General features: G+C 64.5%; 27 protein-coding genes and 4 pseudogenes. 18 read left to right on the top strand and 13 right to left on the bottom strand.

Translation table 11 applies throughout. The features are described from left to right. Window positions 1–8: 8 nt before the first annotated feature. From fabF to ACVWW3_RS08780, 6 genes are all read right to left on the bottom strand, one after another. Window positions 9–1,274, bottom strand: coding sequence for a beta-ketoacyl-ACP synthase II (fabF, locus tag ACVWW3_RS08805; RefSeq protein WP_456650310.1), 1,266 nt, complete (start codon window positions 1,272–1,274; stop codon window positions 9–11). A 108-nt stretch (window positions 1,275–1,382) separates the two neighbouring features. Continuing rightward, on the bottom strand, window positions 1,383–1,622 hold the full coding sequence (locus tag ACVWW3_RS08800; RefSeq protein ID WP_006020277.1) for an acyl carrier protein: 240 nt from the start codon (window positions 1,620–1,622) through the stop codon (window positions 1,383–1,385). Between the two features lie 311 nt (window positions 1,623–1,933). Next, a complete protein-coding gene (gene fabG / locus ACVWW3_RS08795) occupies window positions 1,934–2,671 on the bottom strand; it encodes a 3-oxoacyl-[acyl-carrier-protein] reductase (protein ID WP_007592006.1) in 738 nt (245 codons plus the stop codon). Window positions 2,672–2,773: 102 nt separating this feature from the next. Then, a complete protein-coding gene (gene fabD, locus ACVWW3_RS08790) occupies window positions 2,774–3,733 on the bottom strand; it encodes an ACP S-malonyltransferase (protein ID WP_456650311.1) in 960 nt (319 codons plus the stop codon). A 172-nt stretch (window positions 3,734–3,905) separates the two neighbouring features. Then, window positions 3,906–4,931, bottom strand: coding sequence for a fatty acid desaturase family protein (locus tag ACVWW3_RS08785; protein ID WP_456650312.1), 1,026 nt, complete (start codon window positions 4,929–4,931; stop codon window positions 3,906–3,908). Window positions 4,932–4,934: 3 nt separating this feature from the next. Further along, complete coding sequence (locus ACVWW3_RS08780) at window positions 4,935–5,639, bottom strand: TetR/AcrR family transcriptional regulator C-terminal domain-containing protein (RefSeq protein WP_456650313.1); 705 nt, start codon at window positions 5,637–5,639, stop codon at window positions 4,935–4,937. Between the two features lie 344 nt (window positions 5,640–5,983). On the opposite strand from ACVWW3_RS08780, the gene rpsF reads away from it, so the two are divergent. The 4 genes from rpsF (at window position 5,984) to rplI (ending at window position 8,518) form a co-directional block, all read left to right on the top strand. After that, on the top strand, window positions 5,984–6,511 hold the full coding sequence (gene rpsF / locus ACVWW3_RS08775) for a 30S ribosomal protein S6 (RefSeq protein ID WP_456650314.1): 528 nt from the start codon (window positions 5,984–5,986) through the stop codon (window positions 6,509–6,511). Between the two features lie 5 nt (window positions 6,512–6,516). Further along, the gene (rpsR, locus tag ACVWW3_RS08770; RefSeq protein ID WP_007592020.1) at window positions 6,517–6,756 is read left to right on the top strand and encodes a 30S ribosomal protein S18; all 240 of its coding nucleotides are present in this window, start codon (window positions 6,517–6,519) and stop codon (window positions 6,754–6,756) included. 129 nt (window positions 6,757–6,885) lie between these two features. After that, on the top strand, window positions 6,886–7,863 hold the full coding sequence (locus ACVWW3_RS08765; protein ID WP_354046928.1) for a DUF2232 domain-containing protein: 978 nt from the start codon (window positions 6,886–6,888) through the stop codon (window positions 7,861–7,863). A 49-nt stretch (window positions 7,864–7,912) separates the two neighbouring features. Further along, window positions 7,913–8,518 carry a 50S ribosomal protein L9 gene (gene rplI, locus ACVWW3_RS08760; RefSeq protein WP_456650315.1) on the top strand — a complete coding sequence of 202 codons (606 nt, stop codon included), beginning with the start codon at window positions 7,913–7,915 and terminating at the stop codon, window positions 8,516–8,518. 37 nt (window positions 8,519–8,555) lie between these two features. Here rplI and ACVWW3_RS08755 read toward each other — a convergent pair. The 3 pseudogenes from ACVWW3_RS08755 to ACVWW3_RS08745 all read right to left on the bottom strand — a co-directional run bounded on the left by ACVWW3_RS08755 (window position 8,556) and on the right by ACVWW3_RS08745 (window position 10,056). After that, window positions 8,556–8,848 (bottom strand): annotated as a pseudogene (locus ACVWW3_RS08755) (hypothetical protein). 11 nt (window positions 8,849–8,859) lie between these two features. After that, window positions 8,860–9,020: pseudogene (locus ACVWW3_RS08750) on the bottom strand (TetR/AcrR family transcriptional regulator); the annotation flags it as partial. A 57-nt stretch (window positions 9,021–9,077) separates the two neighbouring features. Beyond that, window positions 9,078–10,056, bottom strand: a pseudogene (locus ACVWW3_RS08745) (hypothetical protein). 279 nt (window positions 10,057–10,335) lie between these two features. Here ACVWW3_RS08745 and ACVWW3_RS08740 point away from each other — a divergent pair. The 3 genes from ACVWW3_RS08740 to alr all read left to right on the top strand — a co-directional run bounded on the left by ACVWW3_RS08740 (window position 10,336) and on the right by alr (window position 15,200). Continuing rightward, complete coding sequence (locus tag ACVWW3_RS08740) at window positions 10,336–11,586, top strand: class I SAM-dependent methyltransferase (RefSeq protein WP_456650317.1); 1,251 nt, start codon at window positions 10,336–10,338, stop codon at window positions 11,584–11,586. A gap of 753 nt (window positions 11,587–12,339) precedes the next feature. Further along, window positions 12,340–13,848 carry a replicative DNA helicase gene (locus tag ACVWW3_RS08735; RefSeq protein WP_456650318.1) on the top strand — a complete coding sequence of 503 codons (1,509 nt, stop codon included), beginning with the start codon at window positions 12,340–12,342 and terminating at the stop codon, window positions 13,846–13,848. Window positions 13,849–13,922: 74 nt separating this feature from the next. After that, entirely contained in the window at window positions 13,923–15,200 is a 1,278-nt protein-coding gene (alr, locus tag ACVWW3_RS08730; RefSeq protein WP_456652043.1) for an alanine racemase, read from the top strand. 12 nt (window positions 15,201–15,212) lie between these two features. On the opposite strand, the gene ACVWW3_RS08725 is transcribed toward alr, so the two are convergent. After that, window positions 15,213–15,431, bottom strand: coding sequence for a cysteine rich repeat-containing protein (locus ACVWW3_RS08725; RefSeq protein WP_247446976.1), 219 nt, complete (start codon window positions 15,429–15,431; stop codon window positions 15,213–15,215). A 41-nt stretch (window positions 15,432–15,472) separates the two neighbouring features. On the opposite strand from ACVWW3_RS08725, the gene ACVWW3_RS08720 reads away from it, so the two are divergent. After that, window positions 15,473–16,243 (top strand): exodeoxyribonuclease III, encoded by a 771-nt coding sequence (locus ACVWW3_RS08720; RefSeq protein WP_456650319.1) that lies wholly within the window; start codon window positions 15,473–15,475, stop codon window positions 16,241–16,243. A 107-nt stretch (window positions 16,244–16,350) separates the two neighbouring features. Here ACVWW3_RS08720 and ACVWW3_RS08715 read toward each other — a convergent pair whose 3' ends face one another. Together ACVWW3_RS08715 and ACVWW3_RS08710 are read right to left on the bottom strand one after the other, a co-directional pair. After that, window positions 16,351–16,719 (bottom strand): GFA family protein, encoded by a 369-nt coding sequence (locus ACVWW3_RS08715; protein WP_456650320.1) that lies wholly within the window; start codon window positions 16,717–16,719, stop codon window positions 16,351–16,353. A gap of 76 nt (window positions 16,720–16,795) precedes the next feature. Next, entirely contained in the window at window positions 16,796–17,113 is a 318-nt protein-coding gene (locus tag ACVWW3_RS08710; RefSeq protein WP_354103644.1) for a hypothetical protein, read from the bottom strand. Between the two features lie 180 nt (window positions 17,114–17,293). Here ACVWW3_RS08710 and ACVWW3_RS08705 point away from each other — a divergent pair, with 180 nt between their 5' ends. From ACVWW3_RS08705 to ACVWW3_RS08665, 9 genes and pseudogenes are all read left to right on the top strand, one after another. After that, the gene (locus ACVWW3_RS08705; protein ID WP_247346266.1) at window positions 17,294–18,034 is read left to right on the top strand and encodes a FadR/GntR family transcriptional regulator; all 741 of its coding nucleotides are present in this window, start codon (window positions 17,294–17,296) and stop codon (window positions 18,032–18,034) included. Then, window positions 17,980–18,969 (top strand): NAD(P)-dependent oxidoreductase, encoded by a 990-nt coding sequence (locus ACVWW3_RS08700; RefSeq protein ID WP_247346780.1) that lies wholly within the window; start codon window positions 17,980–17,982, stop codon window positions 18,967–18,969. The genes ACVWW3_RS08705 and ACVWW3_RS08700 overlap by 55 nt, the downstream gene beginning before the upstream one ends. Window positions 18,970–18,979: 10 nt before the next feature. Continuing rightward, window positions 18,980–19,663: an amino acid ABC transporter permease gene (locus ACVWW3_RS08695; protein WP_247346263.1), complete on the top strand. Its 684-nt coding sequence runs from the start codon at window positions 18,980–18,982 to the stop codon at window positions 19,661–19,663. Between the two features lie 7 nt (window positions 19,664–19,670). Beyond that, the gene (locus tag ACVWW3_RS08690; RefSeq protein ID WP_247446971.1) at window positions 19,671–20,339 is read left to right on the top strand and encodes an amino acid ABC transporter permease; all 669 of its coding nucleotides are present in this window, start codon (window positions 19,671–19,673) and stop codon (window positions 20,337–20,339) included. A gap of 1 nt (window position 20,340) precedes the next feature. Continuing rightward, window positions 20,341–21,099 (top strand): amino acid ABC transporter ATP-binding protein, encoded by a 759-nt coding sequence (locus ACVWW3_RS08685; protein WP_456650321.1) that lies wholly within the window; start codon window positions 20,341–20,343, stop codon window positions 21,097–21,099. A 20-nt stretch (window positions 21,100–21,119) separates the two neighbouring features. Beyond that, a complete protein-coding gene (locus ACVWW3_RS08680) occupies window positions 21,120–21,917 on the top strand; it encodes a transporter substrate-binding domain-containing protein (protein ID WP_247346253.1) in 798 nt (265 codons plus the stop codon). 67 nt (window positions 21,918–21,984) lie between these two features. Further along, window positions 21,985–22,432, top strand: a pseudogene (gene rpiB, locus ACVWW3_RS08675) (ribose 5-phosphate isomerase B). 14 nt (window positions 22,433–22,446) lie between these two features. Next, window positions 22,447–23,364, top strand: a complete 918-nt coding sequence (locus ACVWW3_RS08670) for a ribokinase (protein ID WP_456671934.1) — start codon at window positions 22,447–22,449, stop codon at window positions 23,362–23,364. Between the two features lie 44 nt (window positions 23,365–23,408). Beyond that, the gene (locus ACVWW3_RS08665; RefSeq protein WP_456652044.1) at window positions 23,409–24,134 is read left to right on the top strand and encodes a sulfite exporter TauE/SafE family protein; all 726 of its coding nucleotides are present in this window, start codon (window positions 23,409–23,411) and stop codon (window positions 24,132–24,134) included. An 11-nt stretch (window positions 24,135–24,145) separates the two neighbouring features. Here the strand turns inward: ACVWW3_RS08665 and ACVWW3_RS08660 are convergent, their stop codons facing one another. Further along, window positions 24,146–24,352 (bottom strand): hypothetical protein, encoded by a 207-nt coding sequence (locus ACVWW3_RS08660; protein WP_456650322.1) that lies wholly within the window; start codon window positions 24,350–24,352, stop codon window positions 24,146–24,148. A gap of 209 nt (window positions 24,353–24,561) precedes the next feature. Between ACVWW3_RS08660 and radA the strand changes: the two genes are divergently transcribed. After that, complete coding sequence (radA, locus tag ACVWW3_RS08655) at window positions 24,562–26,007, top strand: DNA repair protein RadA (protein ID WP_354046902.1); 1,446 nt, start codon at window positions 24,562–24,564, stop codon at window positions 26,005–26,007. Window positions 26,008–26,154 lie beyond the last annotated feature (147 nt).

Genomic DNA, 26,154 nt, shown 5'->3' with positions numbered 1-26,154 from the left:
AACACAAACTATTGGACCGGACGCCGGAAGATTACCGACGCGTTGGTACCGCCAAAACCGAAAGAATTCGACAACGCGACGTTGACCTCGCGCTTCTTCGACTTATGCGGCACGAGATCGATCGCAGTCTCGACCGACGGATTGTCCAGATTGATGGTCGGCGGCACGACATTATCGCGAATCGCGAGAATGGCGAAGATCGCCTCGATCGCGCCGGCTGCACCGAGGAGATGGCCGGTCGACGATTTGGTCGAGGACATCGCGACCTTGGAGGCGGCGTTGCCGAGCAGGCGCTCCACCGCACCGAGCTCGATCTCGTCGCCGAGCGGTGTCGAGGTGCCGTGCGCGTTGATGTAATCGAGATCGGACGCCGTGAGGCCGGCGCGCTTGAGCGCTGCCGCCATGCTGCGAAAGGCGCCATCGCCATCGGGCGACGGCGAGGTGATATGATAGGCGTCGCCGGAGAGACCGTAGCCGACCACCTCGGCATAGATCTTCGCGCCGCGGCGCCGGGCGTGCTCGAGCTCTTCCAGGACCAGGACGCCGGCGCCCTCGCCCATCACAAAGCCGTCGCGGTCCTTGTCATAGGGACGCGAGGCCTTCTCGGGTGTCTCGTTGAAGCCGGTGGAGAGCGCGCGCGCGGCGTTGAAGCCGGCAATGCCGATGCGGCCAATCGGCGATTCGGCACCGCCGGCGACCATGACGTCGGCATCGCCGAGCGCAATCAGGCGGGCGGCATCGCCGACCGCATGTGCACCAGTCGAGCAGGCCGTGACCACCGAGTGGTTCGGCCCCTTCAGCCCGTGCTTGATAGAGACATAGCCGGAGGCGAGATTGATCAGGCGGCCCGGAATGAAGAATGGCGACACCCGGCGCGGCCCGCGCTCATTCAGGAGGACCGCGGTGTCCGCGATGCCGTTGAGGCCGCCGATGCCGGAACCGATCATTGTGCCGGTCGCGCATTTGTCCTCTTCGGTCGCGGGATGCCAATTGGCATCGTCGAGCGCCTGGCCGGCCGCGGCCATGCCGAAGATGATGAAGTCGTCGACCTTGCGCTGGTCCTTCGGCTCCATCCAGATATCGGGATCGAAAGTGTCGTTCGTCCCGTCGCCGCGCACGACGGTGCAGGCGTATTTGGTCTGAAGATCGGAGACATCGAAGCTCTCGATCCTGCGTGCGCCGCTTTCGCCGTTGAGGATGCGCTTCCAGGTCGGCTCGACACCGCAGCCGAGTGGCGAAACCATGCCAAGACCCGTGACGACAACCCGCCTCATATCCGAAAACTCCGCATCGAAACATTCACGGCCAATAACAAGAAACCGGCTGACCGCTGTTGGGCGGCCCGTCCGGTTTCAATGTTTTCCCCGCGAAAATGAAGAGCCTTAGCTCTTCGCGTTCTTCTCGAGAAACTTCGTGGCGTCGCCGACGGTGAGAATCGTCTCCGCGGCGTCGTCCGGAATCTCGCAGCCGAATTCTTCTTCGAATGCCATCACCAGCTCGACGGTGTCCAGACTGTCGGCGCCGAGGTCGTCGATGAAGCTCGCAGCGTCGACAACCTTCTCGGGTTCAACACCAAGGTGTTCGACCACGATCTTCTTAACCCGCTCGCCAATCTCACTCATTGCATAACCTCGTGTTGTTCCCTGTAGACCCGACCCCCCGGGACGATACGAGCCGTCGTGGTCGTTGACTGCCTTCGCTTACAAACTTTGATTTGGCCCCATCCTAACCGATGCAGGCCCGGCGAATGACGGCCAAGGCTCCGCATCGCCAATATACAGGGTTTCAAAAACCTGCAATGGCGTTCTTTGCCCATCCGTTGAAGGTCCGGTTATCATACTTCAATTGCCTTGACTACAAGCCTCATTTCGCTCCGGAAACGGCCGTTTGCCGTATCCGGAGCCGCCCAAGGGGGGCGGAGCGGCATGAGGCGTCAGATCATGGCCATGCCGCCGTTGACGTGGATGGTTTGGCCGGTGACGTAGGCCGCTTCGTTCGAACTCAGGTAGACGGCAGCCGCCGCGATGTCCTCTGGCGTCCCCAGGCGATTGGCCGGAACCTTGGTCAGAATCGTTTCGCGCTGCTTGTCGTTGAGCGCATCGGTCATCGGCGTCTTGATGAAGCCGGGCGCAATGCAGTTCGCAGTGACGCCGCGTTTGGCGTATTCGGCACCCAACGTCTTGATCATGCCGATCAGGCCCGCCTTCGACGCGGTATAATTGCCCTGCCCCGGATTGCCGGTGACGCCGACCACCGAGGTGATGGCGATGATGCGGCCGAAGCGCTTGCGCATCATCAATTTGGTGGCGGCGCGGGCAAGCCGGAAGGTCGAGGTCAAATTAATGTTGATGACCTCCTCCCAGTCCTCGTCACGGAGCTGCACGAAGAGATTGTCGCGGGTGATGCCGGCATTGGCGACGAGGATGTCGACCTGTCCCATTGCCGCTTCCGCAGCGGGCACCAGCGCCTCGACCTCGTCGGCCTTGGAGAGATTGCAGGGCAGCACATGGGTGCGCTCGCCGAGCTTGCCGGCAAGCTCATCCAGCACTTCCTTGCGCGTCCCTGATATCGCGACGGTGGCGCCCTGCGCGTGCAGCGCCTGTGCGATCGCACCGCCGATGCCGCCGGTTGCGCCGGTGACGAGCGCCTTTTTGCCAGTCAGATCGAACATCGATAACTCCTCCAAAGCACGATCCGGAAAAGTGCGCAGCGGTTTTCCGAAAAGATCGAGCGTAAACTAAAGAACGCAAGCGCGACGAGGAATCATCGCGCTTCAGGCCTGCTTCGAAGCGGCCAATGCATCCCTGGCGGCAGCAATGTCGTTGGGCCCGCTGACCGCAACGCCGACCGCACCGTCAGCAATACGCTTGACGAGGCCGGTCAGCACCTTGCCGGCGCCGATCTCGAAGAAACGGTTGACGCCTTGCCCTGCCATATAGGCAACCGACTCGCGCCAGCGCACGGTGCCGGTGACCTGCTCGACCAGGCGGCGTCGGATCTCGTCAGGGTCGGTAATCGCGCTCGCCAGCACGTTCGACACCAGCGGCGCCGCCGGCGCCTTGATCGTGACCGTGGCCAGCGCCGCCGCCATCGCCTCCGCAGCCGGCTGCATCAGTGTGCAATGGAACGGCGCGGACACCGGCAGCAACATCGCGCGCTTGGCGCCCTTGGTTTTGGCGATCTCGACGGCGCGATCGACCGCGGCCTTGTCGCCGGAGACGACCACTTGTCCGCCGCCATTGTCGTTGGCGGCCTGGCAGACCTGCCCCTGCGCCGCCTCCTTGGCGACCTCCAGGGCGGCCTCGTAGTCGAGGCCAAGCAGAGCGGCCATCGCGCCGGCGCCAACCGGCACGGCTTTTTGCATTGCGAGACCGCGGGTGCGAAGCAGCCGCGCGGTGTCGGAAATCGTCAGGCTGCCGGCCGCAGCGAGCGCAGAATATTCACCGAGGGAATGGCCGGCGACGAAGGCAGCATCCCGCTCCACGGAAAACCCGGCTTCGACCTCCAGCACGCGCAGAGTGGCGATGGACACAGCCATCAGGGCCGGCTGGGCGTTTTGGGTGAGCTGGAGGGTTTCGGCCGGACCATCCCAGATGATTGCCGTCAGCTTCTCTCCCAGCGCGGCATCGACCTCGTCGAACACGGCGCGTGCCACCGGAAAGGCGTCAGCCAGAGCCTTGCCCATACCGACCGCCTGGGAACCCTGCCCCGGAAATGTGAATGCTGCCGTCATCGGCGCTCCCCTGGATCGCTCGAGCAGTTGTCTTCGAGAACCGGCAGCCGACTACGTCCGGCCCGAGCCTTGGTTCCCGATCATGCCCCAAAGGGGGCCGTAGACACTGTCCGAGGCCGGAATGTCAAGCCAGGGGGAGCATCGGCCGGCATTCAACCGGAGATGCGGGTCTCTAGAATCCGCCGGCGGTCTGGTTGGCGTCGACCTCCGACCCCGCCTGCGCGCGACGCGCGCTGTTCACCAGTTGACCCGGCCGGTCGTCGCGGTTCGGCTTCGCGGTCGCAAGCCGCAGTACCGCGGCGTAACTCGGTTGCACCTCCATGCGGCCCGCGTGCCGGCTTTCGCTCAGCAGGCGATGAACCTTCGGCAGATTGTAGCAGGGCACGTAGAACAAGAGATGATGTTCGAGATGATAGTTCACGTAGTACGGCGCGATGAACAGGCGCTCGAGAAAATTGGCGTAGGTGGTGCGGGTGTTGCGCAAGGGATCGCTGCTGTCAGGCACGACCGCGTGCTCGGCGATATTGCGGATGCGGGTGATGACCATCATCCAGCTTACGAGCGGCACCAGCCATAGCAGCGGATAGGCCCACCACACGCCGGCCACGGTGAGCGCTGCGAACATCGCGCCATTGACGAGGCATTGCGGGCCGAGCTTCTCCCAAAAATGCGCTGCGCGCTGCGGCAACGGCCAGTCCTTCGGCCCGAGCGCGTTGAGCAGTTGCGCCTTGCGCTGTTGGAAGCCGGTCTGCCCGGTGATGTCGCGAATGAACTTGCGGCGATAGCTCAGCTTCGTGATCGGAAACGGCGCCGACAGCACGAGGTCAGGATCATCCTCCTGCTGGGTACGCGCATGATGCTGAAGGTGATAGCGCCGGTAGCTGCGCGTCTCTGCGAACAGAGGATAGGCGCAGAACCACTGGCTCAGGGTTAGATTGGCTTTCTCGTCGGCGGACAGGCAGCCATGTGCGCCGTCATGCATGAGGATCGCGAGCCCGAGTTGGCGCGAGCCGATGATGGCGACGGCGAAGATATAGGTGATCGGATTGGGCCACCACGCGACCAAGGCGATTGCGGCTATGATGAGCGCCCAGGCGTGCGCGATCAGCGCGACGCCTTTCCAGGTCACGCGCTGGCGCACGTCGGCGAGTTGATCGTCGGTCAGGAAATCGCGGGCACGCATGCGAAGCGCGGTCATGGCCTAACCCTCCTCATTCGAATTGCTTGATGCGTCCCGCTCGTCGACGAGACGAAGGCGCGCCGTGTCGCCCGTGGATTTCGCCTGCTCGCCGAGCACGCGCAGCATCTCGGCGCACAGAGCCTCGGGCGAACGGCCCATGGCGTAGCCTTCGAGAATGACGCCGATGGCGACGGCCCAGAATCGCCGCGAGCTTTCGTCGGGCGCGCGCAGGGAGCGCCAGCCGTGCCGCTCAACCTGGCTTGCATAGGCCCGCGCGCCTTCGCTGTGCAGGCGCTCGATGGTGCGCTCCACCAGCGGTGCGAGATCCTGGCGCCGCCGCGTCAGCGTCAGCGCCTCGGCGAAGAAGGCCACCGAATCGTTTGCCGTCACGGTCTCGGCCAGCGCATGGGTGTAGTCCCGTGGCGTGCGCGCCTGCAGCGCCGCCCGCTCGGTCGCCCGCGCCAGATACAGCAGCTCGCGGCAGGCGCATTCGACGAACAGCGCCTCTTTCGTGCGGAAATAGTAAGTGATCTGGCTCGGGAACGCGTTCGCGGCGGCTGCGATGTCGGTGATTGCCGTGCCCGATAGCCCCCGCTCCCGAAACAGCGGGCTCGCGGCATCCAGCAGCAGCGAGCGCATTCTGCGGCCGGCCGAGCGCGTAGCGCGGGCGGCGTGCTTGGGGTCGCCAGCCGCCTCAAACGGCTCCTGGGACAAGTTTTCTGCCATTGGGGTCCGCTCCGTTGATTTATTTGTATGACATACAAACAAATAAATCAAGCCGGCATGTTACTCTGCGGTGGGTCAGGCCGCCCGCATCGGGACCATCCGCGCCGAAAATGCCGCCCTCAACCTTGCCAAGTCAGCCAAAATCCGTATAAGGCGCGCATCCGCAGACCCCGGCCGGGAGCTGAACGGACGGTCTCAGCAAATCATTCGTGATCTTGGTGTGGCAGGGCCAGTCGGCCCGTCGTCCCGTGTTTCCGCCTTCTGAGCTTAATCCCAGAGTCCTTTCCGAAGGCCTCTTAAGGGCTTGACGCCGGGCGATGCGCCAACATGAGGAAAGGACTTCCATGGCTCTCTATGAGCATGTTTTTCTCGCGCGCCAAGACGCGAGCACGCAGCAGGTCGAAGAACTGACTGCGCAGATGACCGGCATTGTCGAGGGTCTCGGCGGCAAGGTTGTCAAGACCGAGAATTGGGGCGTGCGCTCCCTCACCTACCGCATGAACAAGAATCGCAAGGCGCACTTCGTGCTGCTCAACATCGACGCGCCGTCCGCGGCGATCGCCGAGATCGAGCGCCAGGAGCGCATCAGCGAAGACGTGATCCGCTATCTCAGCGTCCGCGTCGAGGAGCTCGAGGAAGGTCCGTCCGCGATGATGCGCAAGGCCGACCGTGACCGCGAGCGTGACGACCGTGGCGGCGGCTTCCGTGGCGATCGCGAAGGCGGTGGCTTCCGTGGCGACCGCGAGGGTGGTTTCCGTGGCGGCGATCGTGAAGGTGGCGGCTTCCGCGGTGACCGCGGTCCGCGCCGTCCGCGCGACGACGCTGAAACCACGACTACTGCCACCACCACCACCACGACGGATGGGGAGTAAGAACAATGGCTGAAGCTGGTGCACGCCGCCCGTTTTTCCGTCGTCGCAAGAGCTGCCCGTTCACGGGCGCGAATGCTCCGAAGATCGACTACAAGGACTCCAAGCTGCTGATGCGTTACGTCTCCGAGCGCGGCAAGATCGTGCCGAGCCGCATCACCGCGGTGTCCGCGAAGAAGCAGCGTGAGCTCGCCCGCGCCATCAAGCGCGCGCGGTTCCTGGGCCTGCTGCCCTACGTCATTCGCTAAGACGAATTCGGCCGGCGGTGACATCGCCGCCGGCCGTATTACCTAGTTTCTCATAAGGCTTCCGGGTCGTCCGGTCGCCGATGGTTGGGGCGAGATGCCTCTAACCGCTCGAAGGGAGCGGGACAGCTGATGATGGCCTTTGGACTGATAGCCCTGATCGCCGGCGCTGCGTCGGCCGTAATGTTCGCCTCGATCGTCTCGGGCGCGCTGATCTCGCTCGTCCTGTTCTATCTCGCACCGCTGCCGCTGATGGTCGCCTCGATCGGCTGGGGACCGCTTTGCGCGACCCTCGGCGGCATCGCCGCCGCGCTTGGTCTCGGCGCCCTGTTCGGCCTGCCCTACGGCATCGCCTTCGCCGTCACCGTCGCACTGCCGGCCTGGTGGCTCGGCCACCTCGTCCTGCTCAGCCGGCAGCGGGAACCCGTCGCCCCGGGAGCCGCCGCCGAGCCGTCGGCCGAACCTGCGCTCGAGTGGTATCCGGTCGGCCGCATCCTGCTATGGATCGCGGGCTTCGCCACGCTGACCACGATCGCCGCCCTGCTCACCCTCGGCACCGACGCCGAAACCATCATCGGCACGCTGCGTCGTGGCCTGATGCGCCTCCTCCGCGCCGCCGACCCGCAGACCTCCGGCGAGACCGACCAATTTGTCGACGCGCTGGTGCGGATCGCGCCGGCCGGCGCCACCATCGTCGCGATGATGACGCTGACCCTCAATCTCTGGCTCAGCACCAAGGTGACGGCGACGTCGGGCCGGCTGCGGCGCCCCTGGCCGGACCTGATGACGGCGGAGCTGCCGCCGATGACGCTCGTGGCGCTCTGCATCGCGCTTGCCTTCTGCTTCACCGGCGGACTGCTTGCGATCGTGGCGCAGATCGCCACGGCGGCGCTAATGATGGGATATGCGCTGACCGGCTTTGCGGTGCTGCATACGCTGACGCTGGCGCTGAAGAGCCGCACTTTCTGGCTCGGCTCGACCTACGCCGTCGTCGTCGTGTTCGGATGGCCCGTCATCGCGATGGTGATCCTCGGCCTTGCGGATGCCGTGTTCGGCCTCCGCGAACGCTTCCTGCGTACGCGCCAGCCACCGCCGCTGCCGGTCCCTTAAGTTCAAGTCCGAAAATCCAACCCACTCAACACTTCGAAGGAGAACGAATATGGAAGTCATTTTGCTGGAACGCGTCAACAAGCTCGGTCACATGGGCGAAGTCGTGAAGGTTCGCGACGGCTATGGCCGCAATTTCCTGCTCAAGCGCGGCAAGGCGCTGCGCGCCACCGCCGACAACCGCGCCAAGTACGACGGCATGAAGGCCGACCTCGAGGCTCGCAACCTTGAGTCCAAGGGCGAGGCGTCCAAGGTCGCCGAGAAGATCCAGGGCAAGAACATCATCGTGATCCGTCAGGCTTCGGAAGCCGGCCAACTGTTCGGCTCGGTCAACGTGCGCGACATCGTCGTGGCGTTCGAAGCCGACGGCGTTTCGCTGTCCCGCCCGCAGGTTCAGCTCGACGCGCCGATCAAGACCATCGGCAAGCACACCATCACAGTTGCCGTCCACCCCGAGGTCGAGGTCGAGATCAGTGTCACCGTGGCGCGCAGCCAGGACGAGGCCGAGCGCCTCAATCGCGGCGAGGACATCTCGACCCGCAACGAAGACCGGGATGCTGCCGCCGAAGCGATTGCCGCCGCCGGCGAGTTCTTCGATCCGGAAGCCCAGCAGGACGACGCCGAGCCGGCGCCGGCTGCGGAAGAGACCGAAAAGTAAGCCTCGCGTTCGCGCAGGCTTTCGAAGCCCGGCCGCCTCAGGCGGCCGGGTTTTTCGTTTTCGCGACGACGTCCTCGCTCAGCATCGCTATCGAGGCGAGCGCCGTTGCCGTATGCTTCTCGACGCCATCGCTGACGCAGAACACGTCAGCTGCGACCACGCAGACCTGACGCCCCGGCTTGATCACCCTTGCCCGGCAGATCAGCTTCAGGTGCCGCGCGACGATTCAGACAGTTCGGCCCCGACCAGATTCATAAAACTCTGCCGACCGACATTGGCGTGGATGCGCTCGGCGATCGGTCCGAATTCCGGATCTGCTTCCACTCGCATGGGGCCTTTACTTATTGTTTATTGATGCGATCGAGTGGCCGCAACGCTCGAACCGCGCAGGCGATCACGTATCGGTCTCGGTGCGCGGATCGGCGCGGTCGCGTCCCGACAGGAAGGCGCGGCAAAAAATCTGCGCCGGACCGATGAGCTGGCTGACGAACATCACCGGGGTCTGCGAAGACCGCGGATGCGTGCGGCCTTCGCAAGTCGATCGGAAAAAATGGGGCGCTTATCTCGAAATCGGCGGCGTCGGCGCACCGGACGATTCGGCTGGCGCCGCGGGTGGGGCGGCAGCGGTCGCGGGCGGCGGCGCCTCCTGCGACTTCGCTGGCGGTTCGGAGCTCGCGGCAGGCTTGGGAGCAGCCTCTTCCGCCGGCTTGGGCGCAGCTGGCTCGGCGGGCTTCGCGGCGGGCCGGTGCAGCGGGTGTCACCTGCGGCACCGGATCGGGCCGCAGCGCCGGAGTATCGCTTCCGCGCGGCTCAACCTTGGCGCTCTCGGGCTTGGCCTCGGCGGGCTTCTCGGCCGGCTTGCTGCTTTCAGATTTGGACTCGCCGGAATCATCCTTCGCAGTCTCGGGCTTGGATTCGACCTTCGGCTCATTCTTCTTGTCGTCTGCCGCCGGCGACGCGCCATCGACCTTCGGCGCCTCCTCGATCCCGGGCTTGCCGCGACGCTTACCTTTGCGCCCTTCGGGGGCGGCCTGGCCCTCGGGCTTCACGCCTTCCTTGGCGCCCTCCTCGGCCGGCCGCGCCGCGCGCTTCTGACGTGCGCCCTCGGCCGCGGGAGCGGCACCCTCGCCTTCCGGCCTGGCGGACTCGTGGGAACGTTGGCGGCGGCCCTGATGTTCAGGGGACTGCGCGGGATTGGTATTTGCTTCCTTGTCCTTGGCGCCGTCCTTCTTGTCCTTGCCGTCCTTTGCCTGATAGCGGGTGTCGGTGGCGCCGTTGGAGACGAGGTAGGAAGCAAGCACGCCGGCCATGTCGGAGCTGGTCGTGTAATGCTGACGCAGGAAGCCCGGCAGCGAACCCGGCGCCACGGACTTCAACAGGCCGCGCGGGCTCTTGTGACATGCAGTGCAGGTCTGCGTGAACAGCTGGGATGGGGCCTTACCGGCCTCGAGGTTCGTCGCCTGCGCGAGAGCGGCATCGGTCGCGCCGAAGCCGATCAAAAGCAATAGCGTCGCGAGGCTGAGCGCTCGGCTCGACATTCCCATCATCTCCATTGAATTCCGAGAGGTGCAGCCGGCATGGGGCGCGGCGGCGGGTCACCTTTTATCCGATTGAGCCGCGAATGGAAGCAGGCTCCACGCGCAAGAATGTGATTAAGCGCTTTTTGAATATCGGCCGTGAACACAGCGCAATAGCCGGGACGGGACACTTCCCCTAGATTTAGATGCAAACGCATAGGAACCGCTGCGGTGGCCGCGCGTAGGGTGAATGCCGGCTTAGTCGCATCTCTTCGGGTTCGCTCGAGAGGATGGGTATCGATGGACCGTTTGTTGCGTCAATTCCTGTCTCAATTCATCCGCCGCGGGTCGATGACGGTGACCGCGGCAAAGGGTTCGAAGTTCACGGTCGGCGATGGCTCAGGCGAACCGGTTGCAGTCCGCTTCGTCACCGCGGACGCAGAGCGGAAGATCCTCGTCAATCCCGAGCTCGGGCTTGGCGAGGCCTATATGGACGGCGAGTTCGTCGTCGAGCACGGCGCCATAGCTGATGCCCTCGCGATCCTGCTCGATCAACCCGACCTATTGCCGCACTGGGCAAAACCCTGGTGGCACCTTCGCTACCTGGCGCGGCACCTGAGGCAGTTCAATCCGCGCCCGCGCTCCCGCAGCAACGTCGCACACCACTACGATCTCGATGCGAGGCTCTATTCGCTCTTCCTCGACGCCGACAAGCAATATAGCTGCGCCTATTTCGAGACGCCGACGACCACCCTCGACGATGCGCAGCTCGCCAAGAAACGACACATCGCCGCAAAGCTGCTCGTCAAGGGCGGCCAGCGCGTGCTCGACATCGGCTCGGGCTGGGGCGGACTTGGGCTCTATCTCGCCGGGATCGCAGGTGTTGACGTCACCGGCATAACGTTGTCGACCGAGCAGTTGCAGATCGCCAATGCGCGCGCAGCCGAAAAGGGTCTGACCGGATCGGCCAAATTCCTGCTTCAGGACTATCGCGACGTCGCCGGCCCGTTCGACCGCATCGTCTCAGTCGGCATGTTGGAGCATGTCGGCGCCCGCTTCTACGACACCTACTTCCGGCGCTGCGCCGAGCTGTTGGACAAAGACGGCGTCATGCTGCTGCACTCGATCGGCCGTTCGCAGGGCCCGGACTCCACCAATCCCTGGATCGCCAAATACATCTTTCCCGGCGGCTACATCCCCGCTCTCTCGGAGGTGCTGCCGGCGATCGAGCGGGCGGGCCTGCTGGTCTGCGACATCGAGATTCTGCGGCTGCATTACGCCGAAACCTTGAAAGCATGGCGCGAGCGCTTCATGGCGCGGCGCGAAGAAGCCGTACAGCTGTACGACGAGCGCTTCGCGCTGATGTGGGAATTTTATCTGGCAGCCAGCGAGATGACGTTCCGCAAGCAGGATATGATGAACTTCCAGATTCAACTCACCCGGCGCCAGGGCATAGTGCCGATGACACGCAACTACATCGCGCGTGAAGAAGCCCGGCTGCTGGCCGTCGAAGCCGGCGCCAAGCCGAGGCTGAAGATGGCTGGTGAATAAGTCCTAGTGGTGCAGGGTCGAAATCGGAGCGGACCGGAAAGAGGCAGTCAAGGCCAACTGTATCCGCAGTGCCTTCAGGATTTCGGGGGCGACCGGTTCCCGACGCACTTCAGGCCGCTCAGCGTGCTCCATGGCCGCGATCAGCCCCGACAGCCAAAGCCGGCTGCCTGCTTCGCTTCGCCAATTCCGGAGCTGCCGTCCTGGCCGCATCGCTTGCCTCGTTCCTGGTGGCGGATCGCGGGAGACAACCCCCCGCCCGCTCGCCTGTTCCGGCCGTACCCCCGAAAGAATCCGGGGAGATGTGATCTGCTTCACATAAGTCCCGCCGGCCCTGGCCTAGACCGTCGCCATGAGCAAAGAGACCCAAACCTCATTCGACGTGCAGGACGACCTCCGCACCGATTACGCCCTGATCGCTACCGGCGTCGGGGCGGCCCTGGTTGCACTGGTCTACCTTCTGCTGGTCTGAACCGAGCCGAAAGCTCCCAGCGTGCGTCATTTCGCGCGCGTCTCGATAGGTCTGCCCGCCAACCCATTAGGTTCACTTCATCCGGAGTTTTCCGTGGCGCGGTCGCTTCCTGCGCCGCGACCTGATTCAGCGAAAATCCGTCAAGCGCGGCGCGCACTGCGGCGGCCAATCATCCACCATTTTAATGATCGGTTGATAGCGGCGAGCTTTTGCTTCCGCTTTGCGCTGAGGCGGCGCTTTATCCCGGCCCCGCATCCGCCCCAGAAAATTGCTATCGCTCGACCATGGCCCTGACTGATTCGAACGTTCTCAAGCTCGCGCCGGAATCCGGAACTCCCGCCTATCGGAGCGCGCCGCATAATATCGAAGCGGAACAGAGCCTTCTGGGCGCGATCCTGGTCAACAACGACGCATTTTACCGCGTCTCCGACTTCCTGGAGCCGAAGCATTACTTCGAGCCGCTGCACCAGACCATCTTCGAGACCGCCTCGAGCCTGATCCGGATGGGCAAGATCGCGACGCCCGTCACGCTGAAGACCTTCCTGCCCGCCGACACCGATGTCGGCGGCATGACCATCGGGCAATATCTGGCGCGGCTCGCCGCCGAAGCGACCACCATCATCAATGCGCAGGATTATGGGCGCACCATCTACGACCTGGCATTGCGCCGCGATCTGATCGGCATCGGCGAGGACATGGTCAATGTCGCCTATGACGCCCCGGTCGACTTCGCGCCGCGGGCGCAGATCGAGGACGCCGAACGCCGCCTCTACGAGCTCGCCGAGTCCGGCCGCTACGACGGCGGCTTCCAGAAATTCTCGCAGGCGCTAACGCTCGCGGTCGATCTCGCCGCGAAAGCGTTCCAGCGCGACGGAAAGCTGTCCGGCATCTCGACGGGCCTGCGCGACCTCGACACCAAGATGGGCGGCTTGCAGCACTCCGACCTCATCATCGTCGCCGGCCGCCCCGGCATGGGCAAGACGTCGCTTGCAACCAACATCGCCTATAATGTCGCCCGGGCCTATGTTCCGGAACTGCAGGCCGACGGCACCACGAAGGCCGCCCATGGCGGCGTCATCGGCTTCTTCTCCTGCGAAATGTCGGCCGACCAGCTCGCCACGCGTATCGTCGCCGAGCGCACCGGCATTCCCTCCTCCCACATCCGCCGCGGCGGCATCTCGGAAGCCGATTTTGAGAATATCCGCGAGGTTTCGATCGAGCTGCAATCGCTGCCCTTCTATGTCGACGAGACCGGCGGCCTCTCGATCTCGCAGCTGATGGCGCGCGCCCGCCGGCTGAAACGGCAGAAGGGCCTCGACCTCATCGTCATCGACTACATCCAGCTCTTGTCAGGCTCGGGCAAGCGCAGCGAAAACCGCGTGCAGGAAATCACCGAGATCACGACAAGTCTGAAGGCCCTGGCCAAGGAACTGAGCGTGCCCGTGATCGCGCTCTCGCAGCTCTCGCGCCAGGTGGAGTCGCGCGACGACAAGCGGCCGCAGCTCTCAGATCTGCGCGAATCCGGCTCGATCGAGCAGGACGCCGACGTCGTTCTGTTTGTCTACCGCGAGGAATATTACCTCGGAAACAAGGAGCCGCGCCCGGGCACACCCGAGCACGAAAAATGGCGCCTGGACATGGATCTTGCGCATGGCAAGGCCGAAGTCATCATCGGCAAGCAGCGCCACGGCCCGACCGGCACCGTCGATCTGGCCTTTGAAGCTTCGATCACACGATTTGGCGACCTTGCGCCGGACAGTCAGGTGCCGGACCGCGGTGGCGGCGACTACTAGGCTCCTCGTTCGGTTCCTTGTTGGTTCCTTGGGTTGAACCGCAGCGGTCTCTTGCGTAAAACGGCGTCATGACAATGGCGTCCGACCCGAAAATGATCCCGCAATCCGGCCTTCTCTCCGCGGAGGCCAATCAAACTGCCACGCTCGCTGCCTTCGGCGGCGTGCTCACCGTCGACCTTGACGCCATCATCGCCAACTGGCGCAAGCTCGAGAAGACCGCGGTGCCAGCCGAATGCTCGGCGGTGATCAAGGCCGACGCCTATGGCTGCGGTGCCGAGCAGGTTGCGCGTGCCCTGAACAAGGCCGGTTGCAAGACCTTCTTCGTCGCCACCATCGAGGAAGCGCGCAAGGTGCGAGCAGCCGTGCCGGAGCCTACGATCTACGTGCTCGGCGGCTATTTCCAGAACACCGGCGAGCACTACGCCCAAATCAACTGCCGCCCCGTGATCGGCGATCTCAACGAGCTTGCCGAATGGGACGTGTTCTGCCGCCGAACCGGCTGGACCGGTGGCGCGGCTGTTCACATCGACACCGGCATGAACCGGCTTGGCCTGACGCTTGCGGAAGCGCACGCCATCATCCCGCGCATCAATGCCGGCGACCACGGCATCACGCTGGTGATGAGTCATCTGGTCTCGGCCGAGCAGCTCAACAACCCAGCGAACGCCAAGCAACTCGCGGCCTTCCGCGGTATCGCCAGCGAATTCTCTGGCGTGCCCGCCGCGCTCGCCAATTCCTCCGGCGTCTTCCTCGGCGCACCTTTCCAGTTCGACATGGTGCGGCCGGGCGCCGCGCTCTACGGCGTCAACCCGACGCCGGAGGCCGACAATCCGATGCAGCCGGTGGTCGACCTCAAGGCCCGCATCGTGCAGATCCGCAGCGTCGAGCGCGGCGAAAGCGTCGGCTATGGCGGCACCTGGACCGCACGGCGGCCGACGAAACTGGCGATCATCGCAGTCGGTTATGCCGACGGCTATTTCCGCGCCGCAAGCTCCAATGACGGCACCCGCGGCGCCGAGGTCATCGTCGCCGGCAAGCGCTGCCCCGTCGCGGGCCGCGTCTCGATGGACCTGATCGCGATCGACATCACGGACTTGCCGCCGAACGGGGCGCGGCGCGGCCACATGGTGACGCTGCTTGGCGAGGGCATCACCGTCGACGAGCTCGCCCATCATTTCGGCACGATCGGCTATGAGGTGCTGACCAGCCTCGGCCACCGCTACGCGCGAATCTACAAGGGCGGCAATGTGGTGGAGCCGCTGGCAAAGCCGGCTCCCGCGACCATGGCAGAGCAACTGCCCTCCCCGCCGCCGGTCGAGCAGCCCGCGAACCCGCCGCCGCTGCCGAGCTGAGCAGCTCGCTGCTTACTTCTTTTTCCTGCTGTCCAGCGCCGTCCTGCAGGTTGCACTGAGCTGATCGCGCTTGCCGTTGAGGCAGGCGACGATGCCCCCGCCCGGTGCGAGGCCGGCGCAGAATTTATCGTAGTCCGCCTTGCACGCGCCGCGCGGATCGGAGGATTGTGCCGAAGTCGCTCCGGAGAATGCGACGAGCAATGCGATGGCGGCAAAGTTCAACTTGGACATTTCATCTCCGGTGTCGGAACGTAAGAAGCGGTCAGCTCTACATGAAGATTGCGACATTCAACATCAACAACATCAATCGCCGCCTGCCCAATCTGTTGGCATGGATGCGAACGGCGAAACCTGATGTCGTTGCGCTTCAAGAATTGAAGGCAAGTGATGGCGAATTTCCGGCGGCCGCCATCGAAAAGGCCGGTTACGGCGCAGTGTGGTGTGGACAAAAGACCTGGAATGGCGTCGCCATCCTCGCTCGCAATGCCGAGCCCATTCTCATCCGCGATCGCTTGCCGGGAAAGCCTGCCGATCTCGAAGCCCGCTACATCGAGGCCGCCGTAAGCGGTGTCATCGTCACCAGCATCTACCTGCCGAACGGCAATCCGCAGCCGGGACCGAAATTCGAGTACAAGCTCGACTGGTTCGCGCGGCTCAAGCGCCACGCCAAAACTTTCATCAAGCAGGACCTGCCCGTGGTGCTCGCCGGCGACTACAACGTCGCGCCTGATGAGATCGACATCTATCCGACGCGCTCGTGGGACAAGGATGCCTTGATCCAGCCGAAGAGCCGTGCAGACTTTGCGTCGCTGGCGGCACAAGGCTGGTGCGACGCGATCCGTGAACTGCACCCGGAGCAGCGCATCTACACCTTCTGGGACTACAAGCGAAACCGCTGGCCGCGCGATGCGGGCCTGCGGCTCGATCATCTCCTGCTCAGCCCCGCCCTCGTCTCACGCTTGACAAAAGCCGGCGTGGACAAGAAGGTTCGCGGCGAGGATGGCGCCAGCGATCACGCGCCGGCGTGGGTCGTGCTGAAATAAATGAACGAACTCGTAAGGCGGCAAAGCGAAGCGTGCCCACCACTCCCGCTTGGGTTGGTGAGGAATGGTGGACAGACCGTGCGGCAGATATGCCTGAGAGCGCATGCTCACCACAAATTCTTGCCGTCGATCATGTTCACCGGCACGGCCTCCAGATCGAACTCGTCGAACAGGCGCGCGTTGACGCCGACCTTGGGATTGTCGAAATCGGGTTTGCCGGTCGACCAGTCCGGCGACTCCGAATAGGTGCCGCAGCCGCAGCTTGCACAGAAATGATGTCTGACCGTCCGGCTGCCCCAGAGATAGGTAGCGACGTTCTCCGCCGGCGACAGCAGCCGAAACTGCGCCGGCGTATAATAGGCCCACAACGCGCCGCGCTTGGCACAGAGCGAACAGGTGCAGCGGGTCACGCTCGAGGGCGCCTCCGTCACCTCGAACACCGTCTCACCGCAATGACAGCTTGCCTCGATCCGCATGACCCGCTCTCCGTTTTGTCAGGAGATGGTCGTAGCCGGACCCTGCTGCCAACATGCTGTCAGCAGCGCGGCCCCGTCACGGAGCCTCGCTCGCGGACAACCGCTTGGCATTCGCGGCCACATGCTCGCGATAGCGCTGGACGATCACTGCCGGCGTCGCCCCGGCAAGCAGGCTAGCTGCCGTCTCGAAGGCAGCTGCGATCTTCTCGCTCACCATCAGCACGGCCTCCCGCCCGGCGGCCTCGTTGCCCTGGCTGAGTTTTTCGTAGCGCAAGCGCATCACATCACTCGCCTCGACCGCAAGCATCGCGCCCGCGTACCAGGGGAAACCGTCATCGGAGCCGCTCAACACCGCATGGCGATCGAGCACGGAGAAGGAATGATGGTCGGGCATCGCGGACCTCAAATTCTCTAAGTGAACGCTCCGATCAATACGCTTCAAATTCTAAGGATCGGGCCGGCGAACGGCTCGGATTGGCGGTGCCTGCGACACCGGGAGGTTAACCAAGGCGCTTGACGCACCATTCTGGTCATCCTAACTGGTCTTACCAAGATCAGACCAAAAGAGACAGGGATGGAACTCAAGCGCGCGGCCGAAGGCGAAAAGGGCTTTGAGAAGGTGTTCGCCTTCTTGCGCGAACGGCTGCTTGCGGGCTCGCTTAAGCCCGGCGATCGCCTGATCTCCGAGCGTGAGCTCGCGAGCCTTCTCGGCGTCAGCCGGCCAATCGTGCGCGAGGCGCTACGCGCCCTCACCGTGCTCGGCATCGTCGAGATCCGCGACCGCGTCGGCACCGTGGTGACGCGGCCGGACGTCTCCGTGCTGAACGACTTCTTCACCTTCGCGCTCGCCCAGCAAGCGGACATGCTCGACGACGTCATGCAGGCGCGCGTCGCGATCGAGTGCCAGGCGATCCGGCTTGCCTGCGAGCGCGCAAACATTGCCGATTACGAGCGGCTCCAGCGCGCGCTTGCGAAAATCGAGGAAACGATCGACGAGGCGGATGGCGGCGGTAAAGCCGACTTCGATTTCCACCGCACGATCGTGATGGCTTCACGCTCGGAAACCCTGACCGTCCTCCATGGCTCGATGGCCGGTCTGTTGACGCATTCGCATCGCAGTCGCCGCGAGCTGGTGCAGGCCTTCCCGTCCATGAAGACCTATCTGATCGACGACCACCGCCGCATCTTTGAAGCGGTGATCGCGCGCGATCCGGAGCGCGCGGACGCAACGCTGCGCAAGCATTTTGCCATTGGAGACGAATTCCGCAGACGCGCCGTCGTCGGCGACTTGGACAAGACCAGCGCCTCGCGCTGACCGCAGACAGACGAAACAAGAAACGGACTGATAACATGGGACGGAACGACAAGGGCAGCGTCGGCTTCATCGGCATCGGCACGATGGGCCTGGAGATGGTGCGCAACCTCTTGAAGGCCGGGCACGCGGTGCGCGCCTTCGACCTCAATGAGGCTGCTGTCGCCGACATCGTCAAGGAAGGCGCGGTTCGCGCCAAAAGTCCGGCCGAGGCCGCGCAAGCCGCCGATGTCGTCATCACCATGCTGCCCGACACGCCCCATGTCGAGGCGACCATTTACGGCGAGCATGGGCTGTTGAAGTCGCCACCATCAGGCAAGCTCATCGTCGACATGAGCACGATCTCACCGGTCGCCGTCCGCCGCATCCATGCAGACCTGCAAAAGGCCGGCGTCAGCTTCATCGATGCGCCGGTCTCGGGCGGCCCGCTCGGCGCCAGGAACGCCGCGCTCTCGATCATGGCCGGCGGCGACGCCGAAGCATTTGCCAAAGCCGAGCCGTTCTTCCGCGCGATGGGCACGACCATCACGCATGTCGGGGCGGCCGGCGCCGGCCAGACCGTAAAACTCTGCAATCAGCTCATCTGCGGCATCAACATCCAGGCGATCTGCGAGGCGCTGGCGCTCGGTCGCGCTTCTGGCCTCGATCTCGATCTGCTGCGCCGCGTGCTGCTCGGTGGCTCCGCCGCATCCTGGATGCTCGACAAGCTCGGCCCCGCGATGATCGCGGGCGACGTCTCCGCCGGCTTTCGGATCGATCTGCAGCTCAAGGACCTCCGCCTGGTGCAGGAGCAGGCGCAGGCGCTGAGCGTGCCGCTGCCCGGCACCGCGCTCGTCACCAGCCAATATGTCGATGCGCGCGCCCACGGCGAAGGCAACAACGGCAACCAGGCGCTGTTCCGCGTCTACGACCGCATGACCAACCAGACCACCGGCTGACCCTGATACGATGAGCCTCCAACTCGACTTTCCCGCAGTGCTGGAGCGTTGGCCGAGTTTCCTCGCCGGCGCCGTCCTCACGCTGGAGCTGGCGGCCTTTTCGACGGTCTGCGGCGCCGTCCTTGGCACGCTCGCGGCGGTCGGGCGCGGCGCGCACAGTGCCCTGATCGCAGCCGCCTGCAAGATCTATGTCGAGGCCATCCGCAATACGCCGCTGCTGGTGCAGATCTTCCTGGTCTATTTTGGCCTCGCCAGCCTCGGGCTGAAATTCTCCGCCTTCACCGTGGCGGTGGCCGCGCTGACGATCAATGTCGGCGCCTACACCGCCGAGATCATGCGCGCCGGTTTCGAGGCGATCCCGCGCGGACAGATCGAGGCGGCCGAGGGGCTGGCGCTGTCGCGCCTCCAGATCTACTGGCACATCATCCTGCTGCCCGCGATCGAGAAGGTCTATCCCGCGCTGACCAGCCAGTTCGTGCTGTTGATGCTGGCCTCCTCGGTCTGCTCGCAGATCTCGGCGGAAGAACTCACCGCAGTCGCCAACTACATCCAGTCGGACACTTACCGCGCGTTCGAGACCTACATCATCGTCGCGGTCCTCTACATCATCCTGTCGCTGGTGATGCGCGCGGGCTTCTGGGGCCTCGGCCTCGTACTGTTTCCGCGCCGTCGCCGGCTCGGCACACCGTTGTGAGATGACCATGGGTGGACATCTCAACATCAACCATCTGATATTCCTCGGTCAGGGCGCGTTGTGGACCATTGGTCTATCGGTGATCGCGCTGATCGGCGGCGGCATCGTCGGCTTCGTGATCGCGCTGGCGCGAATCTCGCCGCTCAAATCTGTGCGGATCGCCAGTGCCGTTTATGTCCAGCTCATTCAGGGCACACCGCTGCTTGTCATCCTGTTCCTCGGCTATTTCGGCCTTGCCGCCATCGGCCTCAAGGTCTCGCCGCTCGCGGCCGCCGGCGCCTCGCTCACGCTCTATGTCGCCGCTTATCTCGGCGAGATCTGGCGCGGCTGCATCCAGTCCGTGCCGAAGCCGCAATGGGAGGCTGCCGAGGGCCTCGCGCTGAGCCGCACCCAGCGCATGATGAAGGTGATCCTGCCGCAGGCGATCCGCATCGCCACGCCGCCCACCGTCGGCTTCATGGTGCAGATCGTCAAGAACACCTCGCTCGCCTCCGTCGTCGGATTCGTCGAGCTGATGCGCTCGGGCCAGATCGTCAACAACTCCCTGTTCGAGCCGTTTGCCATCTACGCCATCATCGCCGTCACCTACTTCGCCATGTGCTATCCCCTCTCCCTGTTCAGCCAGAGGCTGGAACGGCGGATGGGGCGTGGCAGGTCCAACCTCGCGCCAGCCTGACATGCAACAAAAACCCACCTCCTCCGAACCGGTCGTGTCGCTTCGCGACGTGCAGAAGAGCTTTGGCCCGCTCCGGGTCCTCGATGGCGTCTCCTTTTCCGTCGAGCGCGGCGAGGTGCTGGCGCTGATTGGCCGTTCCGGCTCCGGCAAGAGCACGGCGCTTCGCTGCATCGACCGCTTCGAGAAGGTCGACGGCGGCGAGATCGTGGTGTGCGGTCACCGGGTCGACCGTCCGGACGTCGATCTGCGCGCGCTACGCCAGGACGTCGGCATCGTCTTCCAGAGCTACAATCTGTTTCCCCATCTCACGATCGAGCAGAATATCACGCTCGCCCCCTGCGCCGTGAAGAGCCTTGCCACAAGCGAGGCCAAAGACCTGGCGCGAAAAGTGCTTGCGCAGGTCGGGCTAGAGGAGAAGCTGCACGCCTACCCCGAGCAGCTTTCGGGCGGCCAGCAGCAGCGCGCGGCGATCGCCCGCTCGCTCGCAATGCAGCCGAAAGTCATGCTGTTCGACGAAGTCACCTCCGCGCTCGATCCCGAGCTCACCGGCGAAGTGCTGAAGGTGATCGAACAGTTGGCGGCGGACGGCATGACCATGGTGATGGTCACCCACGAGATGGGTTTTGCCAAGGGCATCGCCGACCGGATCGTCTTCATGCATCGCGGCAAGGTTCATGAGACCGGACCCGCCTCGATCCTGACGTCGCCAACGACGCCGGAGCTGACGCAATTCGTCGGTACAGGAAACTTGAAATCATAACAGGGAGAGGAGAACCAAGGATGACAAAGAGGACATTTCTGGGCGCAGCCGTTTCGGCGTGTTGTCTCATGTTGATCGCAGCCGGCCCGGCGTCGGCGGCCGATTTGCTCGACGAGATCATGCAGGCGAAGAAGATCCGCATCTCGACGGACGTCGCCATTCCGCCCTCGGGCATGATGGATGCCAGCATGAAGCCGACCGGCTCCGACGTCGAAGTGGCGCAGCTGCTTGCCAAGGACTGGGGATTCGAGCTCGAATTCATCCAGACCACCGGCGCAACGCGCATCCCCAACGTCCTGACCGGCAAGGCCGACATCATCATTTCGACGCTCTCGGTGACGCCCGAGCGCGCCAAGGTGATCGACTTCACCAAGCGCTACGCGACGCTGCAATCCGACGTCGGCTGCCTCAAGTCGCTCAACGTCAAGGACTGGCCCGACCTGAAGGACAAGACGATCGGCGTCTCGCGCGGCACCACGCAGGACACCACCTTGTCGAACATGAAGGACAAGGAACTGAAGATCGCCCGCTATGACGACGACGCCACGGAAGTGACGGCGGCGGTCTCCGGCCAGGTCGATTGCGTCGGCACCTCCGCGACGATCATCAACCAGATCGGGGTGAAGAATCCGGCCCGCATCTTCGAGTCCAAGATTCCGCTTGCTACCTTCGACCTCGCTATTGGCCTGAAGAAGGGCGAGCAGCGCCTGATGGACAAGCTCAACGCGTGGATCACCGAGAACGTCAAGAACGGCAAGCTCAACGCGATCTACAAGAAATTCCACGGCGTCGATCTGCCGCCCGACATGCGTAGCTGAAACTACGGAAAATCGTGGCAGCCGCTTGCGGCTGTCACGACCCATGCAAAATCAAGAAGGACATCACATGCGTCTCGTCATCGGATCAGACCACGCCGGCTGGCCGCTCAAGCAGACCGTTATCGACCACATCCGCAGCCTCGGCCACGACGTTCTCGACGTCGGCTCCCATGACGACAAGCCGGTGGACTTTCCCGACATCGCGCGCGCAGTCGCCCAGAAGGTGACGTCGGGCGAAGCCACACGCGGCATTATGGTGTGCGGCACCGGCGTCGGTGCCTCGATCGCGGCCAACAAGATGAAGGGCATCCGCGCCGCGGTCTGCCACGACGTCCATTCCGACCCATCAGAGCGTCGAGCATGACGACGTCAACGTCATGTGCATCGGCGCGCAGATCGTCGGCGCCTGGCTCGCCGTGGATCTCGTCTCGTCGTACCTCTCCGCCGAATTCTCCACCGACGAGGATTTCCGCCGCCGCGTGGAAAAGCTGCGCGTCATGGACGAGCAAGGCTGACGGACCTCACCGCCATGATCCTGGTGTTCGGATCGCTCAATATCGATCTGGTCGCGGCGGTCCCGGTCATTCCCGGGCCGGGCCGAACGGTGCTCGCGCCGTCCTACCAGACGCATTTCGGCGGCAAGGGCGCCAATCAGGCCGTGGCCGCCGCGCGGATCGCAGGACCGGGACAGGTCCGGATGGCCGGCCGCATCGGACGGGACGGATTCGGCGATCGCGCGATCGAGAACCTCCGGGCAAACAATGTTGATGCCGATCTCGTCGTCAGATCGGATGAGCCGACCGGCTGCGCCTTCATCACGGTCGACCATGCCGGCGAGAATGCGATCACGGTGGCCAGCGGCGCCAACATGACCGCGAGCGCCGGTGACCTCCCTGCGGAGCTATTCGGTCCCGACACGGTGCTGGTGCTTCAGATGGAGGTGCCTTTTGCGCAGGCGCTCGAGGCCGCACGCAGGACGAGAGCGGAATTCGGCACCGTCATTTGGAACCTGGCGCCGGTCCCGGAGCAGATGACGCGCGATATGGTTGCAGCGCTTCTCGCCGTGACCGACTATCTCCTCGTCAATGAGCATGAGGCGATGGACGCCGCCGCGGCCATAGGCTTCGCTTCATCCGATTACGAATCGGCAGCCGCCGACCTCGCCGGGACCGGCGACCTCACGTGCATCGTCACGGCCGGTGCGCAAGGCGCGCTGGCCGTCACGGCCGATGACACCCGCCTGCGCGCCCCTGCCCCGCGCATCACGCCGGTGGACACGACCGGCGCCGGCGACACTTTTGTCGGCGCATTCGCGGCCATGTTGAGCGAGAAGGCACCATTGCAAACCGCCCTCCAGGTCGGATGCGACGCGGCAGCCCAAAAGTGCCTCACGCGCGGCGCGCAGGCCGGCATGCCGATGCGGGCCGCGATTCCCTCTCTCGCCTGACATCGTTCCGCGGCTACACTGCTCCGATTCCCGGAGCAGTTCCCTTGGCCTTCCTCTTCGTCCTCACCGTCGGTCTCGTCGCCGGCACCATCTCGGGCATCGTCGGCACGGGGTCGTCGATCATGCTGATGCCGGTGCTGGTCTATGCCTATGGGCCGAAGGAAGCGGTGCCGATCATGGCAGTCGCCGCGGTGATGGCGAATTTTTCGCGGATTTTGGCCTGGTGGCGCGAAGTGGACTGGCGCGCCTGCGCGGCCTATTCGGTCACGGGCGTTCCGGCCGCGGTGCTCGGCGCGCGGACGCTGCTGGCGCTGCCCCCGCACACCGTCGATCTTGCCATCGGCCTCTTTCTGATCGCGATGGTGCCGGTGCGGCACTGGCTGGCGCGGCACGATCTCAAGGCCGATCTCTGGCATCTCGCCATCGGCGGGGCCCTCATCGGCTATCTTACCGGCATCGTCGTCTCCACCGGCCCGCTCAGCGTCCCGCTGTTTTTGTTCTACGGCTTGTCCAGGGGCGCCTTCCTTGCCACCGAGGCGGCTTCTTCGCTCGGCCTCTATTTCGCAAAGTCCGTGACCTTCGAACGTTTCGGCGCGCTCACCGGCGATGTGTTCGTCAAAGGCCTGGTCGCAGGATCTTCGTTGATGGCCGGCGCCTTCATCGCCAAGCGCTTCGTGCTGCATCTGAAGCCCGAAATGTTCCGCGTGGTGATGGACGCGATCATGATCGCGGCCGGCCTTTCCATGCTGTGGAATGCGGCGCAGCCGTAGCCGCGCTGCGCTCAGGCGGCAAATTCGGGCGCGATCGACGGGCTATCCTTGAGGGCGCGGCTCTCTTGGGCCGGTTGTTCCTCGAGCCATAGCAACACGGCCGCGAGCGGCTGCGGCCGACGATAGAGAAAGCCCTGCCCGAGCGTCACGCCCATCTCGCGCATGGCCTTGGCCTGCTCGGCGCGCTCGATCGGCACGCGCCGCACCGATCTGGGCATTGGCCATCCGCGCGCCCGCCGTCCGAAGATCCGTCGTGATGTCGCCGAGCCAGGTCTTGAGCTTTTAGCGCGGCGGTGCGGCGACACAGAGCTAACAAAGCGTGTATCAGGCGCGCTGAATTGCGATATTCGGGATTCGGCCGGTCTGCTCTCTCGACCCGTCATTCCGTGCTATCAGCAAACCTGCAACCCTTGGACTCGCTGTCCCCATGGCCAAGAACACGCTTTCCTTCGTCTGTCAGAACTGCGGCGCGGCCTATAACCGCTGGCAGGGCAAGTGCGAGTCCTGCGGCGAATGGAATACGCTCGCCGAGGAGGACGCGACCGGCAGCGTACCGGTGTCGATCCGCTCCAAGCGCAAGGGCCGGACGTTCGCGCTCGAAAGCCTGTCCGGAAAAACCCAGGATGCCCCGCGTCTGTCCTCAGGCATGACGGAGCTCGACCGCGTCACCGGCGGCGGTTTCGTCCGCGGCTCGGTGCTTCTGGTAGGCGGCGATCCCGGCATCGGCAAGTCGACGCTGCTGACACAAGCAACCAGCCTGATGGCACGCGCCGGGCATCGCATCGTCTACATCTCGGGCGAAGAGGCGGTCGCGCAGGTGCGGCTGCGCGCGGAGCGGCTCGGGCTATCGGACGCGCCGGTGCAGCTCGCCGCCGAGACATCGGTCGAGGACATCGTCTCGACGCTGTCGGAAGGTGCGGTGCCGCGGCTCATCGTGATCGATTCGATCCAGACCATGTGGACCGACACGGTGGAATCCGCGCCCGGCACGGTCACCCAGGTGCGCGCCTCGGCGCAGGCGCTGATCCGGTTCGCCAAGAAGACCGGCGCGGCTATCATTCTGGTCGGCCATGTCACCAAGGATGGCCAGATTGCCGGCCCCCGCGTGGTCGAGCACATGGTCGATGCCGTGCTGTCGTTCGAGGGCGAAGGCTCGCAGCAATTCCGCATCCTGCGCGCCGTGAAGAACCGTTTCGGGCCGACCGACGAGATCGGCGTGTTCGAGATGACCGGGCTCGGCCTGCGCGAGGTCACCAACCCCTCGGAGCTGTTCCTGTCCGAGCGCGATCTCGGCACGCCCGGCACCGCAGTCTTCGCGGGCATCGAGGGCACCAGGCCCGTCCTGGTCGAATTGCAGGCGCTGGTGGCCCCGACGTCGCTCGGCACCCCGCGCCGGGCCGTGGTCGGCTGGGATCCGAGCCGGCTGTCGATGGTGCTGGCGGTGCTGGAGGCCCATTGCGGGGTCAAGCTGTCCGGCCACGACGTCTATCTGAACGTTGCGGGCGGGCTGCGCATCCACGAGCCGGCGGCCGATCTCGCCGCCGCGGCCGCGCTCGTGTCCTCTCTGGTTAATGCGCAATTACCCACCGATGCGGTCTATTTCGGCGAGATCTCGCTGTCCGGCGTGGTCCGCCCGGTGGCGCAGACCCCGGCCCGGCTGAAGGAAGCGGCAAAACTCGGCTTTCAGCGCGCCGTGCTGCCCGAATCGGCCCGGGGCGAAGCCAGCGGCGATGCCGGACTATCGCTGAACGCGATCAACAGCCTGACGACATTGGTCGCCGAAATCGCCGCCCGCGGCTCCCGCCGGGGCGACTCGAGCGCGCCGGCAGAGAAAAATGCCACACCGGCAAGATTCCGCCGTGGAGAGGGTTAGGCGGAGGTGACGTTCCCCGTCCCCGCCGCTATACAGCCGTCACAAAAGCAGCATGGGATTGCGTGGTTGCGGCCTTGCCGGAAACGTCGTCTGGCCCTCACTTAGGGCGGCGGCAAACACCGATTCGCTGAGCACCTTTGAAGTACG

It is taken from the genome of Bradyrhizobium sp. LM2.9 (assembly GCF_054056555.1).
The sequence above is the reverse complement of the archived record's forward strand: the minus strand, read 5'-3'. Positions and strand labels throughout refer to the sequence as shown.